The following is a 15,811-nucleotide window of genomic DNA, read 5'->3' on the forward strand; positions in this document are numbered from 1 at the left end:
GAATGGTTGTAAGTCTCCCACGACGATAGGGATCAGGGAATTTTATGGCACGTATGCAGGAAAGCGCCGATGTGTTGAAATGCTCTTTTTGCGGAAAGAGTCAAAAACAGGTTCGTAAGCTTATAGCTGGGCCTGGTGTCTACATCTGCGACGAATGCATCGATCTGTGCAACGAAATTATCGACGAAGAATTCGATAGTGCACCCGCACAGAAGACCGACAAAGCCTTACCGAAACCATCGCAGATTGTTGACTTTCTCGGTGATTACGTCATCGGACAGGATGCAGCTAAACGAACGTTAGCCGTTGCGGTCTACAACCATTACAAGCGCATCCAATCCGAAAAAGACGATCATCGTCGATCAGAGGATGACATCGAGATCGCGAAGTCGAACATTCTCATGCTCGGCCCCACAGGATCGGGCAAAACCTACCTCGCTCAAACCCTGGCACGAATGCTCGACGTTCCCTTCGCCATGACCGATGCCACGAGCTTGACAGAGGCTGGATATGTCGGTGAGGACGTTGAAAACATCCTTCTCAAACTGCTTCAAGCAGCCGATTTCGACGTGGAACGGGCCCAGCGTGGAATCATCTACATCGATGAAGTTGACAAGATTTCACGAAAATCAGAAAATCCATCGATTACCCGCGACGTTTCCGGTGAAGGCGTACAACAAGCCTTACTGAAAATCTTGGAAGGCACGGTTGCCTCAGTCCCGCCGCAGGGAGGAAGGAAACACCCCAATCAAGAATTCATTCAGCTAGACACCAAGAACATTCTTTTTATCGTTGCAGGTGCATTCGCAGGCTTGGAAAAAGTCATTGGTGAGCGCCGAGGACAACAAGGGCTCGGTTTCGGCGCCAGCGTAGCGTCGAAAGATGAAAACGAACGTGATGCGTTCACCTACGTCCAACCTGAGGACTTGGTGAAGTTCGGTCTGATTCCTGAATTTATCGGCCGACTTCCGGTGGTCGCGACGGTAAACGACCTTGACCGTGACGCACTCGTTCGAGTGCTTACCGAACCGAAGAACTCCTTGGTGAAACAGTACAGTCGACTGTTGGAGATGGATGGCGCAGCTCTCACGATGGAGGAAGGCGCGCTCAACGCAATTGCTGATAAAGCGATCGAGCGGGGAACAGGCGCCCGCGGTCTACGAGCAATTTTAGAGGAAATTCTCGGACCAGTGATGTTCGACGTGCCTGATGCAGATGATGTTGCCGAAGTCGTTATTTCGGAAGAATGCGTCACTGATGGGGCCGAGCCGACCACGATTTCAACCTCGGAATCGGAGAAGGAATCCGCATAGGACACAGCGTCGCCCTGAATCCGTTGTGTACCTAAGGCATTGTGCATCCTAAGACACGATCACACGCGGGCCCTTCTCCTCAAACCCGACAGAGACATTAGTCACGGTAGAAATCTGAAAAGGGGGCGAACTGTTCGTCAAATCGGTTCACCTCACTGGGGCTCGGACTCGCACTTCCATCTAACAGATCACCCTCACCGTACAACGGGGCATGTGCTGCTCTCTCATTCGCTCGGAGTTGTTCCGTTGTGACCGTGTACGAGTCTCCCTCACGAGTTGTCATCGTTGTCGTCAAAAGACTAATGACAGTATCTTGAATGAGGGCCTTAATACCGTCCCGGTTAGCATCGTCCCCGGTTGCGACATCGTACATAGAACGGAACGTTGATTGATTGTACGAGGGAAAAGTCGCCAACGCAGAAATGATGAGATAGAGGTCAATCGCTGACACGCCAGGGCGGAATGCTCCATGGTCCTGGCCCTTCATAAGCAAGCGACCGAGTTCAAGAACAGCCGGTGACCCGGAGAAAATATGAACGCCGACATCCTGGGGAAGGATGCCTAAAAGGTTCTCCATCGCGAGCATACGCGCTGCCCGGGGCTCCGAGAAAAACTGTGAGACAAGAGTCTCAATAGTTTGCCGAATTGCTTCAACCGGCACATCGCTATCAGGGATGAGATCTTCTGCCTTGGGATGAAGAAGCGTCTCTGCATAGCGGAGACACTCCATGTACAGGCCCTTTTTATCCCCGTAATAATAATGGATCATCCGCTTAGAGACGCCTGACGCGCCCGCGATACTTTCAAGCCGTGCTTCGTTATAGCCAACGTTGGAAAACGCCGTCAGGGCAGCATCAAGAATCTCCTGATGTTCAGGGCCTGCATTGTCGGAACTGTGTGAAACGGCAACGGCATCGGCATTGGACGGCATAAGGTCGGATGCGGAGGCGGAGTCGGTGTGTAAAGGCGATGTTGACATACTCATTACTTCGAACGGGGTTGACATCTATGGCTTCAGTTCGTGGCGTGCTGAGTCTGTGCCTCATGCTCCTTGATCCCTCATCACATGGTGTCCACCATCAATGAGTTGATGATCCGGTCCGTCACCGGTCCTCACGTGCGGGCGATGCTCATCAGCGAGCGGTGACGAAAAAACGGTTACGGTCTCGACCTGGTGCCATAATTACCACCACAATCGTAGACTCTTTTTTTGACTTTCTGCATCATCTCCCGGTTTCTTGTAGTCAGAGCAACTTTTTTGACCTTTTTCGGGGGTAGTAGGGTTTGGATAGGCACTATATCTGGGCGCGCCCCTACGATCGGTGACGATAAATCCCCCCTGTCGTCGACGCACTCGACCCGACCACACGAGGGCCACGTACGACGGGGCAGGACATGCAGAATGCGCCGTATACGGAGTAACCTTGGAACCGTGCGGACCTCCCCTTCCGTAGCTGGTGAGACGACGTCCCATCGTCGTTGATACTGGCATCCACACAGTGATGACAGACATATGAACGGGTGGCGTCGAGGCTCGCATGATGGCATATCACAGTCGTCATCGGGCTCCCATCGCAAAGGGTTTACTAGCCAGCGGTGGAAGGAGCCCGAGAGGACATTGTGGTGTGCGATATGTCGAATATTAGGGAAGGTTGTTATGACGACTGACGTAAAGAATCCCGTGAATGTCGCTGTGTCTGGAGCCTCCGGGCACATTGCCTACGCACTGCTCTTCCGCATCGCCGCAGGTGATGTCTTTGGTAAAAACGCACCTGTTCACCTACGTTTGCTCGATATCCCTGACGCTGTTCCCACGGCACAGGGAGTCGCTATGGAACTTTTCGATGCCGCCTTTCCGTTGCTCTCCGGAGTCACGGTGACAGATAGCGCCGAAGAAGCATTTACGAATGCCAACGCTGTCTTCTTAGTTGGCTCTCGGCCTCGTAGACAAGGGGAGGAGCGTTCAGACCTCCTTGCAGCGAATGGGAAGATTTTCGGCCCGCAAGGACAAGCCATCAACGATCACGCCGCGAAAGACGTGCGTGTGCTCGTCGTCGCGAACCCTGCAAATACCAACTGTATGATCGCCAAAGCCAGCGCCCCTGACGTTCCCCCACATCACTTCACTGCAATGACCCGATTGGATCACAACCGTGCACTGGCTCAACTGTCCCAGAAGCTTGGCGCGCCGGTAACGGATGTCGCCAAGATGACCGTATGGGGTAACCATTCAGCGACGCAGTTTCCCGACATAACCTACGCCACCGTCAATGGTGAGCCCGTGGTTACCAAGGTTGACGAGGAGTGGTTGGACCATGAATTCCGTCCGCGTGTTGCTCAGCGCGGGTCTGAGATTATCGACGTACGCGGCATGTCCTCAGCAGCATCCGCAGCGGCAGCAGCAATTGATCACATGCGTGACTGGGTAGCTGGTACTCCCGATGATGATTGGGTATCTGTGGCTCTCCCGTCGGATGGATCATACGGCATTGACGAGGGCCTTGTAGCCTCCGTCCCATGCCGGTCGGTGAACGGGGAGTGGGAGATCGTCCAGGGGCTGGAGATCTCCGAGGCGCAGCGGAAACTCATCGACGCCAATGTTGACGAGCTGCGCAAGGAGAAGAAGATTGTTGACGATAGTGGGCTCATCTAGACTCACATCCCTTTCGTTGGAACGCATAGCCTGAGTGCTCGGTGATGAGGGCACTCAGGCCATTTCGTGTTCATAGCCCCGACCCCAGCACGTCTCACCGGTGCGTTTTAGAATGAACGTCATGAATTCAGCCCGTCATACGTCACAAAGCTCATCGTCACCGTCGGACGCCCCGACGACGAACCGCGCTGACCTGTTGCCGAAGCAGTGGAACCCCGCGGATGCCGAAAAGAAACTCTATGAGCACTGGGTACATAAGGGCTATTTCACAGCAGATACATCGTCATCGAAGCCACCGTATTCGATTGTTTTGCCGCCGCCGAATGTGACTGGCCAACTGCATATGGGGCATGCATTGGATCACACCATCATGGATGCGTTGGCTCGGCAGAAGCGGATGCAAGGATACGAAGTTCTCTGGCTGCCAGGAATGGACCATGCTGGTATCGCGACGCAGACTAAAGTCGAAGCTCTCCTCAAGGAGACCGAGGGGAGAGACCGCTTTGATTATGGGCGTGACGAATTCATCGACAAAGTATGGTCCTGGAAAAAAGACTATGCCGAGAGGATCGGCAACCAAATGCGCGCCTTGGGGGATTCGCTGGATTGGTCGCGGGAGCGGTTCACCCTTGATGACGGTCTCTCTCGCGCGGTTCAGACCATGTTTAAGGAGCTCTACGATAGAGGCCTCATCTACCGTGCTCACCGCATGGTGAACTGGTCGCCAGAGCTAGAGACGGCAATTTCAGACATCGAGGTTGTCTACTCTGAGGATGAGGGGGAATTGGTCTCCATCCGCTACGGCTCACTGAATGACGACGAACCCCATGTCATTGTGGCCACGACCCGTGTGGAAACAATGCTGGGTGACGTAGCGATCGCTGTTCATCCGGATGATGATCGTTATAAGGATCTGGTGGGGCAGGAATTACCACACCCGTTCATCGATGGACACACAATGACGATCATCGCTGACGACTACGTGGACCCAGAATTTGGTACCGGTGCGGTAAAGATCACTCCCGCCCATGATCCCAACGACTTCGCCATGGGGGAGCGTCATAACCTCGATATGCCTGTCATCATGGACACGACCGCGCATATCGCTAACACCGGCACCCGTTTTGATGGCATGGACCGATATGAAGCTCGGAGAGCCATTACGGAAGCACTACGTGAACAAGGCCGGATCGTGAAAGAAATCCGACCTTATGTTCACTCCGTGGGCCACTCCGAACGAACAAAAGAGGCGATCGAACCACGCTTATCCGAGCAGTGGTGGGTAAAAGTGGAGAGCCTCGCAGCGATGGCGTCAGATGCTGTCACCAGCGGAGATACGGTTATCCATCCAGCAAGTCAGAAGCCACGCTGGTTCGACTGGGTAAACAACATGAATGACTGGTGCATTTCCCGACAGTTGTGGTGGGGCCACCGGATTCCCATCTGGTATGGCCCGGACGGGGAGATTGTGTGTTGTGGCCCCGATGATGAACCACCATCAGGGGAAGGATGGCACCAGGACCCCGACGTCCTGGACACCTGGTTCTCCTCTGGTCTTTGGCCATTCTCGACGATGGGATGGCCAGAGAACACCGAAGACCTCACGAAATTCTACCCGACATCTGTCCTGGTCACAGGGTACGATATTTTGTTCTTCTGGGTAGCCAGGATGATGATGTTCGCGACCCTTGCAGACACCTTCGAGGATTCACCACTTCATGATGGTGACAGTGCGACAGCTACAGATGGCCGCCCCCAGGTACCTTTTACTGACATTTTCCTGCACGGCCTTGTCCGCGACGAACACGGCCGGAAGATGTCGAAGTCGTTGGGCAACGGTATCGATCCCATGGACTGGGTGCGTGACTATGGCGCAGATGCGCTGCGGTTCACCTTGGCGCGCGGTGCCAATCCAGGTACTGACCTTCCCCTTGGAGCCGATGCAGCGCAGTCCTCCCGCAACTTTGCGACGAAACTCTTTAATGCCACTCGCTTCGCACTCATGAATGGTGCGCAAGTCGGTGAGCTGCCAGCACGTGCGTCGCTGACAGATGCGGATCGGTGGATCCTTGATCGCCTTGAAGCCACCCGCCAGTATGTCGATAGTTCCTTATCACGGTATGAATTCGCGAAAGCCAGCGAGGCCCTCTACCACTTCACCTGGGACGAATTCTGTGACTGGTACTTGGAGATCGCGAAAACACAAATCCCCCGTGATCCAGTAGACAACGATGCCACTGGCCGAGCTACCCAGCGTGTGATCGGTCGTGTCCTGGATACGATCCTCCGACTGCTTCATCCGACGATGCCCTACGTCACAGAAACGTTGTGGACCGCCCTGACAGATGGCGTCGACGGGCAGGAAGAATCACTCGTTCTTGCCGCCTGGCCGGATGCATCCATGACGACAGACGGGCACGACGCGGATGCAGATGCCCAGCGTCGTGTGGAAGACCTCATCAAACTGGTCACAGAAATTCGCCGATTCCGCTCCGACCAGGGGGTGAAGCCGTCGCAACGTGTACCTGCCCGTCTCGATTGTGGGGCTGCCGATCTTGAGGAACAAGAAGCCGCGATCCGTAACCTCGCGCGCGTCGACGAACCAGCCAATGATTTCTCAGCGACGGCCTCCATCGAACTGCGCTTGTCACAGGCAACGATCACTGTTGAACTGGACACATCAGGCACCGTGGACAAGGATGCAGAACGCAAGCGCATGGAGAAGGACCTCAAAGCCGCCACCAAAGAGCTAGAGACTACTGGAAAGAAACTGGCAAACAAGAACTTCTTAGCTAAGGCACCCGAGGCCGTCGTGGCTAAGATTCATCAGCGTCGAGCGATCGCCGAGGACGAGGTCCAGCGAATTTCCGCCCGGTTGGCTGACCTTCGCTAGGAGGTGAGCGCACAATGCCGCCCCGGTGCGATCTGCCTTCAGTGCGAGCTCGTAGGCCGAGATCCGTTGTGCCGAAGAAGCACGCACGTGGATCATTGTGGCGGTGACGTGGCACAGGCGTCGCAAAATAGAACGAGAATAGGAACAGCGGAGGAAGAAGGTTCAGATGGTGGCACGTCGTGACAGGGATGGCCTCACTAATCGAGATGAGGGTGCTCGGGGCGAGGATCACAACAGTGGCCATGACTACGCTCACACGAGCAAGGCAATGGACCCCGCGTCAATGAGCCCAGAGGACGCCACTGCCGCGATCCCCGATGACCTCACCCTCGACGATGCTGGACTGACTTTGCCTTTGAGTAATGATCCGAAACCTGAGGTTGTCCACCGGTCAATCACCCCCGACGACCTTGACATGCTGGCGGATGTCGAGGAAGAGCTAAATTTCCGGTGGCCAGAAACAAAGATTGATCCGACTCTGGACAGAATGAACCAGGTGCTCGACCTGTTGGGAAACCCTCAGCACGCATACCCATCTATTCACATCGCAGGAACAAATGGGAAAACCTCTGTGGCTCGCATGGTTGAATCGCTGCTCCGAGCCTTCCATCGCCGCACTGGGCGCACGACGAGCCCCCATTTGCAATCTGTGACAGAGCGAATTGCGATCGACGGTGTCCCGATTCATCCCGCAGATTTTGTGCAGACGTGGCGATCGATTGAACCCTTCGTGGATATGGTTGATCGGAAATCTGAGGGTAATGGTGACCCTCGAATGAGCACGTTCGAGGTGCTCACCACGATGGCTTTTGCTGCTTTCGCTGACGCGCCTATCGACGTGGCCGTCGTCGAGGTGGGAATGGGGGGTCGTTGGGATGCGACGAACGTGGTTCATGGTGACGTGTCAGTCATCACTCCAGTGGGGTTGGATCACTCCGACTATTTGGGCGACACGATCGAGGAGGTCGCTGCGGAGAAGGCTGGGATCATTACCTCACGATGGGATAAAGACGACTTGCTAACCCCGCCGGACAACGTGGCAATTATTGCTGAGCAAGATCCCGCAGCGATGAAGGTGGTCGTGGAACGCGCGGTGGCTGTGGATGCGTCAGTTGCTCGGGCGGGAATGGAATATGGTGTCGTGGACCGGTCAGTTGCTGTCGGGGGACAGACACTGACGATTCGTGGCTTGGGTGGCACTTACGACAACATTTTCCTTCCTTTATCTGGGGCTTATCAGGCGCGCAATGCGGCAACAGCTCTGGCAGCGGTGGAGGCATTTTTCGGTGCTGGCAGTGGCCGTCAGTTAGACGTTGATACAGTCCGTGAAGGCTTCGGGCGCGTCAGTTCTCCTGCCCGCTTAGAGCGGATACGAACCTCGCCGTCAGTATTTGTCGATGCTACCCATAACCCACACGGCGCACACGCGTTAGCCGAGACGCTCAGCCACGACTTCTCGTTTCGGCGTCTCATTGGCATCGTCAGTGTTTTTAAAGACAAGCATGCTGTTGGCATCGTGGATGCCCTTCGAGATGTCTTTGATGTGATTGTTGTCACGGAAGCGCCGTCCCCCCGGGCGATGCCGGTCGATGAGCTCGCCGAGCTTGCGCGCACCATCGTCGGCGATGAACGCGTCCACGTTGCCGCGACAATTGCAGATGCTATTGAGAATGCAGTTGCCCTGGCGGAAGAGGAAGGCGAGGATGAAGGCTACGGGTTAGCCGGAGCCGGCGTTGTGATAACGGGCAGTGTGTATTCGGCCGGTCATGCTCGGGCACTGTTAGGAAAGGAACCGGAATAGTGGATCAGCGCGACCACCACATCATGCGGGTGAACGATCGCCGCCATGTCAGACGGGGCGACGATGATACGACCGCATACGGGCCATTGGGGCCAGGACACGCTCCCGCGAAGGATCCGCTGAAAGGTTTGCGGGGAGTGATGGCCGGAACCATGATTATGGAGTTCATCACGTTCTTGTTGGTGCTTCCGGTGGTGGCTCGGGTCGATGAAGGAGCATATAACACACCCTTGAACCTCATGTCGGTCACGGCGTTGTGCGTAGCCTTGTTGGTGATGGCGTTTCTGCAAAAGAAAAAGTGGGCCTTGGGAGTGGATCTGGTCCTTCAAGGTGTGGCGATTGGTGGGTTCATTGTCCATCCCGCGATGGGGGCGATGGGGATTGTTTTCGCGCTCGTGTGGGCCTACATTTGCTATCTGCGTAAGAACCTGATTGAGCGTATGAAACGTGGGTTATTGCCTACTCAGCACACTGAGCTGTAGGGCGTGAAATAGAGTGTGCTCCCGCCTCATCTCTCAGGGGGCGAATGTAATAATATTTTCCACAGTCGATATTATTACAATCTGTTGGCTGACAATCGGCCGCCACTTCTGGCCCGTCGGCACTTCTCTTTGCCCAGATTGACCACGTACTGAGAGACACCAAATGGCTTCACATCACACAGACCCCATTCCCGGCCGGATCCGGGAACGTGGGGTCTTCCACCCTGGCACGTGGATCGCAGCGATCGTCGTTGCTGTCCTGGTGTCCATGTTCGTACACGGACTCATCACGAACCCGAACTACCAGTGGGATGTGGTGAATCAGTACATCCGTGACGTGAACGTCGTCAAAGGCGTGGGCTGGACCTTGCTGTTGACCGTCCTTGCGATGACTATTGGAGTCGTCCTCGCCGTCACAGCCGCGATGATGCGACAGAGTGAAAATCCAGTCCTACGGTCCGTAGCATGGGCGTACATCTTTGTATTCCGCGGCGTCCCTGTATATACCCAGCTCATTTTTTGGGGTCTACTCGCTGTGCTGTATCCGAAGATCTCGATGGGAATTCCCTTCGGTCCAGCGTTCTTCACCGTCGAAACCTCTGACGTCATTACTGCATTGTGGGCGGCGACACTGGGACTCGGCTTCAACGAAGGCGCGTACCTCGCCGAGATTGTTCGATCCGGGGTGGACAGCGTCGATGATGGTCAGTATGAGGCTGCTCGTGCACTAGGGATGAATCGCAGCACCGTTCTTCGTCGAATCATCATCCCCCAGGCCATGCGGGTTATTATTCCGCCACTGGGAAACGAAACCATCGGGATGCTCAAGACTACCTCACTCGTGTTGGCTGTACCTTTCACCTTGGACCTTCAATACGCCACTAATGCGATCGCGAACCGACTCTACGCACCGATTCCCTTACTTATTGTTGCCGCCATGTGGTACCTCGTGGTGACGAGTGTGCTCATGGTAGGCCAGTACTTCTTGGAACGCCATTTTGGACGGGGCTTTGACAAAAACCGCAGACCCACACGAATCCAAAAAGTCGCATCTGACCCGGAGAAGTTGAGGAAGATTCCGGAGGTAGAACAGTGAACACACCACCACCCTCAGGGGAGAACGTGACGACGGACAATACTGCACCGGAGCCACTTGTCGTTATCGATGGGCTATGGAAAGCCTATGGTGATCTTGTCATTCTCCGGGACGTATCACTGTCTGTGAAACGGGGCGATGTCACCGTTCTTATCGGCCCATCTGGATCAGGAAAATCCACCCTGCTGCGATGTGTAAATCAACTCGAGCAGATTCAGGCAGGATCGATCCGCATTGGTGGGGAACGCCAAGGTTTTGTTAATGAACCACGGGCAGACGGGCGTCTTCAACGCCTATCAGCGACAGAGATATCTCGCCAACGTTCTCGTATCGGAATGGTATTTCAGCGATTCAATCTGTTTCCTCATATGACCGCGGTGGACAATGTGATGGAGGCCCCGCGCCAGGTCAAAGGGCTGTCCAAAGAGGTGGCGAAGAAACGCGCCATGGAGCTCCTTGACCGCGTTGGTCTGAAAGATCGTGCCTCGCACTTTCCCGCTGAACTATCCGGCGGTCAACAGCAGCGCGTGGCTATCGCGCGAGCGCTGGCGATGGACCCGGAGATCATGTTGTTCGACGAGCCAACGTCGGCACTAGATCCGGAATTGGTCTCTGAGGTCCTTACCGTCCTCAAGGAACTCGCTGAGAGTGGGATGACCATGATACTGGTCACTCATGAGATAGGATTCGCGCGTGAAATGGCCGATAACGTGGTATTCATGGATAAAGGAAGGATTGTCGAACAAGGGGCTCCACGCGACGTGATTGCCCATCCGCAGTCGGACCGCTTGCAATCATTTCTGCGCTCAGTCTTGTAATAGGCCGCGGCTGGGGGTGGTGGACACCCAAGGACACTCATGCGGAGTGAGCATTGATACAGCACCTGTACCTCCACATGGTTTCGAGTGAGGGCTGCCGTGCTGTTCAGACGCGAGGAGATGATGACTTACAATGATGACATGTCTGAACGTACTCTGATTCTGATTAAGCCCGATGGGGTCCAGCGTGGCCTCGTCGGAGACATTATTGCCCGTATTGAACGCAAAGGATTGTCACTGTCGGCATTGGATCTCCGTGTCACTAACCGGGCGACCGCCGAAAAACATTACGAAGAGCATAAAGACAAGCCTTTCTTCGATGATCTGATTGACTTCATCACCTCCGGCCCGCTCGTGGCTGGTGTCGTCGAGGGGCCGCGGGCTATCGAGGCATGGCGCCAGCTCGCCGGCGGAACTGACCCCGTTGGTCGCGCAACACCGGGCAGTATCCGTGGAGACTTTGCCCTCGAGGTTGACGCTAACGTTGTTCACGGTTCTGACTCGCCAGAGTCAGCTGAACGTGAAATTGGCATCTGGTTCCCGAACCTCTGACGGTGTCTATCGGCCCAGAATGTGAGCCCTATGGATGGTTCCTCTGGGTCGACAACCACCTGTGCGCCGTGACTCTTTGAACACAGGACTGTGGCGGGTGATGGGATGTATTCCAGAAACCCCGTTCAATGTATGACAAAATAATATGTGGAACGCGGACGGGAGAAGCTGCGCTGTAGTACACCGTTGCAGATCGTTGTCGATCTACCGTCATGTATTCGCGGTACTTGTTACGATTTGCCATAAAATAAGGCCACAGAAAGCCTGCGTGAGACTGCCGGTTTGATGGGGACTAAGTGCTGCAAGCTGCGCCTCCGCGTTGTTCCGCCAGCAAGCTTGAACATGACAACATAACGACACCGCGCACCCTACCTCACGAAAAACTAGTACACGGTATACCGTGTGGCGTGCGGTACCGTGGCGCAGACAACAACACTGCACCAACGATCCGCACGTATCGACTGCATGATGGATGGATGATCCCATCCCTGTCATTCGTCGCGAGGGGCGTCGTGGTGGTGCTAAAGGAGAATTGTGGCTGACGAAAGCCGTGCATCCCGTCGAGTTTCAACGAAACGGACAACAAAAAAATCATCAACGAGGCGACAACCATCCAGCACACGGTCAGGTGTGAGCACACGCGAGGTGGTCACGACAGTCGATGCCCTATCGGCGGGAACGAAAGCGGTCATCGCCTCACTCAATGAAGGTGATTTAGCCCCCAAAACGCGTGTTCATCAACTCGCCAAACTTGTCGGCCATACTAGTAAGGAATTGATCGCGATTCTCGGTGGGGTCGGGTTGGAGGTTCGCAGCGCACAATCGACATTGACCCGCGAACAGATCGCAGAGTTCCGAGATCGCATCACTCTAGCAGACCATGATCCTGGTGTAGAGACTCCCGGCGATGATCCCCACGAGGGTGACACTGCCAACGAGACTTCCCAACCCGAGCAGCAGGACGCCGACGTGCGGAAACCACAGGCTTCCCCGAGCAAACCTGAGGCTACTCAAGGGGAGCCTGTGCATGATCGGGACACTGCTAGCGAAGACGGCTCTCGTGCGCATGAGCACAATAATCCTACCGCTCACCACTTTGATGCCGAACGAGAAAGTGCTGACCAGGGTGACGCCCAGCCCGAGAAGGATGAAGAGACGATAGTCGAGACTCGCGAGCTCGGCCATCTCGCTATTCCCACGCCCATCTTTATGGCACCCACGTCAGTCAAGGACGATCCCGCGGGATCGGTTGAGGAGACACCCGAGCTGTCCCAACCAGAGTCGGGCGAGCGGGAATCCGACAATAATGATTCCCTCGATTCACGATCATCGTATCGACGTCGTCGAGGGCGCCGTGGGCGAGGCAAGAAAGTCATCGAGGAGGCGTCATCGGGATCTCCCGGGGATAAACCCTCACAGACGGAGACTACGGAGGACGACAACAAGCACAAATCCGACGAGCCCGCCAAAATCAAAGGCTCGACTCGGGCGGCGGCGGCGCGGAAACGTCGAGAAGAAAACAAGCGGGATCGTCATCAGACCATCAGCACCGCTGAATTCCACGCGCGTCGTGATGCTGTCGATCGCCGTATGATCGTCCGCGACACGGAACTCGCCGACAGTCCAGGAAAGGCCACACACGTGGCCATCGTGGAAGACGGCCAATTGGTCGAACATTTCGTGGCCTCTGAGCGTGCCCAGACCCTGGTTGGCAACATCTACCTCGGACGAGTGCAAAACGTTCTGGCCAGCATGGAAGCGGCATTTGTTGATATTGGAATGGAACGAAATGGCGTCATCTACTCCGGCGACGTTGATTGGCGCCACACGAGAAACGCCGGGCGGCAACGCAAGATTGAGAAAGCCCTCAAGCCCGGCGATCCGATTCTCGTCCAGGTCACCAAAGACCCCGTAGGACATAAAGGGCCACGCTTAACTAGCCGCATCTCCCTAGCTGGGCGCTATCTAGTGTATGTCCCTGAAGGACGCTCACAGGGTATCTCCCGTAAACTTCCCGAGCCCGAACGGCGACGTTTGAAAAAAGCAGTCTCTGGGATCTTGCCTGATGAAGGTGGTGCGATCATTCGCACAGCCGCTGAAGGTGTCGACACGCAAGACATTGCTCGTGATGTTCGTCGGCAGCAAAATGTATGGGATGCCATTGTGGACAAAGCCGACGCACTTCGCACCTTGCCTGGGGCGCATGCGGGAACGAAGAACACACGAAAGGGAAAAAACAAGCCCCGCTTTGACGGCCCGATGACACTACACGAAGAACCAAAACTTCTGGTGAAAGTTGTTCGTGATCTTTTTAATGAAGACTTTGACGAGTTAATTGTTGACGGTGACCGCTCGTGGTCGATGGTGTCGGCCTACCTCCGTCGGGTCGCTCCGGACCTGGAGGACCGGCTCACCAAGTATGATCGTGACGACCACAACGGACAGGATGTCTTCGCCCACTGGGGTCTCGATAAACAACTGAAACAAGCGTTAGACCGCGTGGTTTTCCTACCATCCGGCGGAACACTTGTGATTGAGAAGACCGAAGCAATGACGGTAATCGACGTTAACACTGGTCGTTTTACTGGTTCCGGCGGCAACCTTGAAGAAACAGTCACCCGAAACAACCTGGAAGCAGCCGATGAAATTGTCCGACAGATGAGGTTGCGTGATATCGGTGGCATGATCGTTGTCGATTTCATTGATATGGTCCTCAAAGAGAATCAGGAACTGGTCCTTCGTCGACTCAGTGAGGCCCTGGAGAAGGATCGGACGCGTCACCAGTTGGGTGAGGTCACCTCATTGGGCCTGGTTCAGATCACCCGTAAACGGCTGGGCAAAGGCCTGGTGGAAACCTTCTCGACCCCCTGTGAGGAGTGCCATGGTCGTGGCATCATTGTCCATGACCACCCGATTGTGTTGAGCAGTGCGGATGATGATCCTGACGACACCGACACGTTGACAGGCGACAACGATCTTCCGGTGTACTCCTTTGAGGAGGATACAACCGACGATGTCACCAACAGTGCCGATACGGATAGTCGTGATACAGACGATCAGAGGAATTCCGGCCGAGATGCAGCCACCCGCAATCGCGCCCGCCGCAGTGAGGTTGACGAGCGTGACGAGAGCCTCATTCCCCAGCGACGTTCTATCGAGGAAATAGCAGCAGCTGCGGTGATTGTGGCGGACGATGAAGATCCAGATGAGCCAAGTGGATCCGATTATCTCCCAGCAGATCAACGGGCACGCAATCATCACATTAACGGCGAGAACACCTCATCGGAGGACAAATCATCCGTCTCTGATGGTGGGCCACAGCCTCGTCGGCGTCGCCGTAAAGCAACGCGAACGGCGCGGCCACAGCGTAGCGCGCAGTCCACACCATCTCAGAAACAAGGTCGGCGACCCGGTTCGGATGACACCGGAGACGACAATGCGGTGCCTTCTCAGACGCGCAGCGCAGCCAACGCTGTGGACGAGGATAAGGAGACTGGGGCAACCAGGCATGGTGGGCGTCGCCGTGGTCGACGGCATGCAACACGTCGGATGACCCGATCGGCTTTAGCTGAGGGAGCGTCGTATAGTTCTCCCAGAGGCTCCGATCATGGTGCTGCACCACTCAACTCAGCAGAAACGACGTCTGCAGTCTCTGCCGCGGCACAACAGGGGCAGGGCACATATGAGGACGCACAGCGAAAGTTTGACCAGTCGCCTCGACGTCGTCGTGCTACACGCGGAAACTCCCGGTCCGATATTCCCCCCGTGAAAACTGACTACCCGGCTTGTTCGGCAGATAACGTTAATTCTGCACCACGGACACACTCCACGCGCTCGGGTGGAGCGGAGGCCGAGCAATCTCGTTCTCGTAAGGCGGCATCACGCCAGCGACGGGGGCGACGGCGAGTACACCGCGATGTGTCGCGACAGTAATCATATTCGTTCACGGTGATGATGGGTGGATGCTAGCGGACATGACGTGCGATTAGTATCACACTAGTAACAGTGATATAGGCGGTTTTGTTATCCATCAGTGACCGGGTAGTCTTGAGCAGTCGCTGTTCGCAGGCTGACCGGTTGGCCCTGCGCGGGTATAGGTCGCCGCACCACGGTGTAGCCAATGGGGCACATCACCGCGAACACGTTTTAGTCCAGTCAGGGTGGTGAGCCCTGAGCCGAGCGAAAAATAAAAAGGGGTAGCCC

10 protein-coding genes are annotated in these 15,811 nt (G+C 55.5%); 9 read left to right on the forward strand and 1 reads right to left on the reverse strand.

Going from position 1 to position 15,811, the window contains the following annotated elements; translation table 11 throughout:
• The first annotated feature begins 44 nt into the window (after nucleotides 1–44).
• Nucleotides 45–1,313, forward strand: coding sequence for an ATP-dependent Clp protease ATP-binding subunit ClpX (clpX, locus tag V5S80_RS01550; RefSeq protein WP_395168991.1), 1,269 nt, complete (start codon nucleotides 45–47; stop codon nucleotides 1,311–1,313).
• A 97-nt stretch (nucleotides 1,314–1,410) separates the two neighbouring features.
• On the opposite strand, the gene V5S80_RS01555 is transcribed toward clpX, so the two are convergent.
• Nucleotides 1,411–2,292, reverse strand: coding sequence for a TetR family transcriptional regulator (locus V5S80_RS01555; RefSeq protein ID WP_395168992.1), 882 nt, complete (start codon nucleotides 2,290–2,292; stop codon nucleotides 1,411–1,413).
• A 678-nt stretch (nucleotides 2,293–2,970) separates the two neighbouring features.
• Between V5S80_RS01555 and V5S80_RS01560 the strand changes: the two genes are divergently transcribed.
• From V5S80_RS01560 to V5S80_RS01595, 8 genes are all read left to right on the forward strand, one after another.
• Nucleotides 2,971–3,966: a malate dehydrogenase gene (locus tag V5S80_RS01560; RefSeq protein WP_395168993.1), complete on the forward strand. Its 996-nt coding sequence runs from the start codon at nucleotides 2,971–2,973 to the stop codon at nucleotides 3,964–3,966.
• Between the two features lie 121 nt (nucleotides 3,967–4,087).
• Complete coding sequence (locus tag V5S80_RS01565; RefSeq protein ID WP_395168994.1) at nucleotides 4,088–6,859, forward strand: valine--tRNA ligase; 2,772 nt, start codon at nucleotides 4,088–4,090, stop codon at nucleotides 6,857–6,859.
• Between the two features lie 283 nt (nucleotides 6,860–7,142).
• On the forward strand, nucleotides 7,143–8,660 hold the full coding sequence (locus V5S80_RS01570; RefSeq protein WP_395169405.1) for a bifunctional folylpolyglutamate synthase/dihydrofolate synthase: 1,518 nt from the start codon (nucleotides 7,143–7,145) through the stop codon (nucleotides 8,658–8,660).
• A gap of 23 nt (nucleotides 8,661–8,683) precedes the next feature.
• Nucleotides 8,684–9,142: a DUF4233 domain-containing protein gene (locus tag V5S80_RS01575; protein ID WP_395169406.1), complete on the forward strand. Its 459-nt coding sequence runs from the start codon at nucleotides 8,684–8,686 to the stop codon at nucleotides 9,140–9,142.
• Nucleotides 9,143–9,305: 163 nt separating this feature from the next.
• On the forward strand, nucleotides 9,306–10,238 hold the full coding sequence (locus V5S80_RS01580; RefSeq protein WP_395168995.1) for an amino acid ABC transporter permease: 933 nt from the start codon (nucleotides 9,306–9,308) through the stop codon (nucleotides 10,236–10,238).
• Entirely contained in the window at nucleotides 10,235–11,056 is an 822-nt protein-coding gene (locus V5S80_RS01585) for an amino acid ABC transporter ATP-binding protein (RefSeq protein WP_395168996.1), read from the forward strand. The genes V5S80_RS01580 and V5S80_RS01585 overlap by 4 nt, the downstream gene beginning before the upstream one ends.
• A 141-nt stretch (nucleotides 11,057–11,197) precedes the next feature.
• The gene (gene ndk / locus V5S80_RS01590) at nucleotides 11,198–11,608 is read left to right on the forward strand and encodes a nucleoside-diphosphate kinase (protein ID WP_395168997.1); all 411 of its coding nucleotides are present in this window, start codon (nucleotides 11,198–11,200) and stop codon (nucleotides 11,606–11,608) included.
• 630 nt (nucleotides 11,609–12,238) lie between these two features.
• Nucleotides 12,239–15,541: a translation initiation factor IF-2 N-terminal domain-containing protein gene (locus V5S80_RS01595; RefSeq protein WP_395168998.1), complete on the forward strand. Its 3,303-nt coding sequence runs from the start codon at nucleotides 12,239–12,241 to the stop codon at nucleotides 15,539–15,541.
• The last annotated feature ends 270 nt before the right edge of the window (nucleotides 15,542–15,811 follow it).

Source organism: Corynebacterium sp. PCR 32 (assembly GCF_037464985.1).
Lineage (GTDB): Bacteria > Actinomycetota > Actinomycetes > Mycobacteriales > Mycobacteriaceae > Corynebacterium > Corynebacterium kroppenstedtii_D.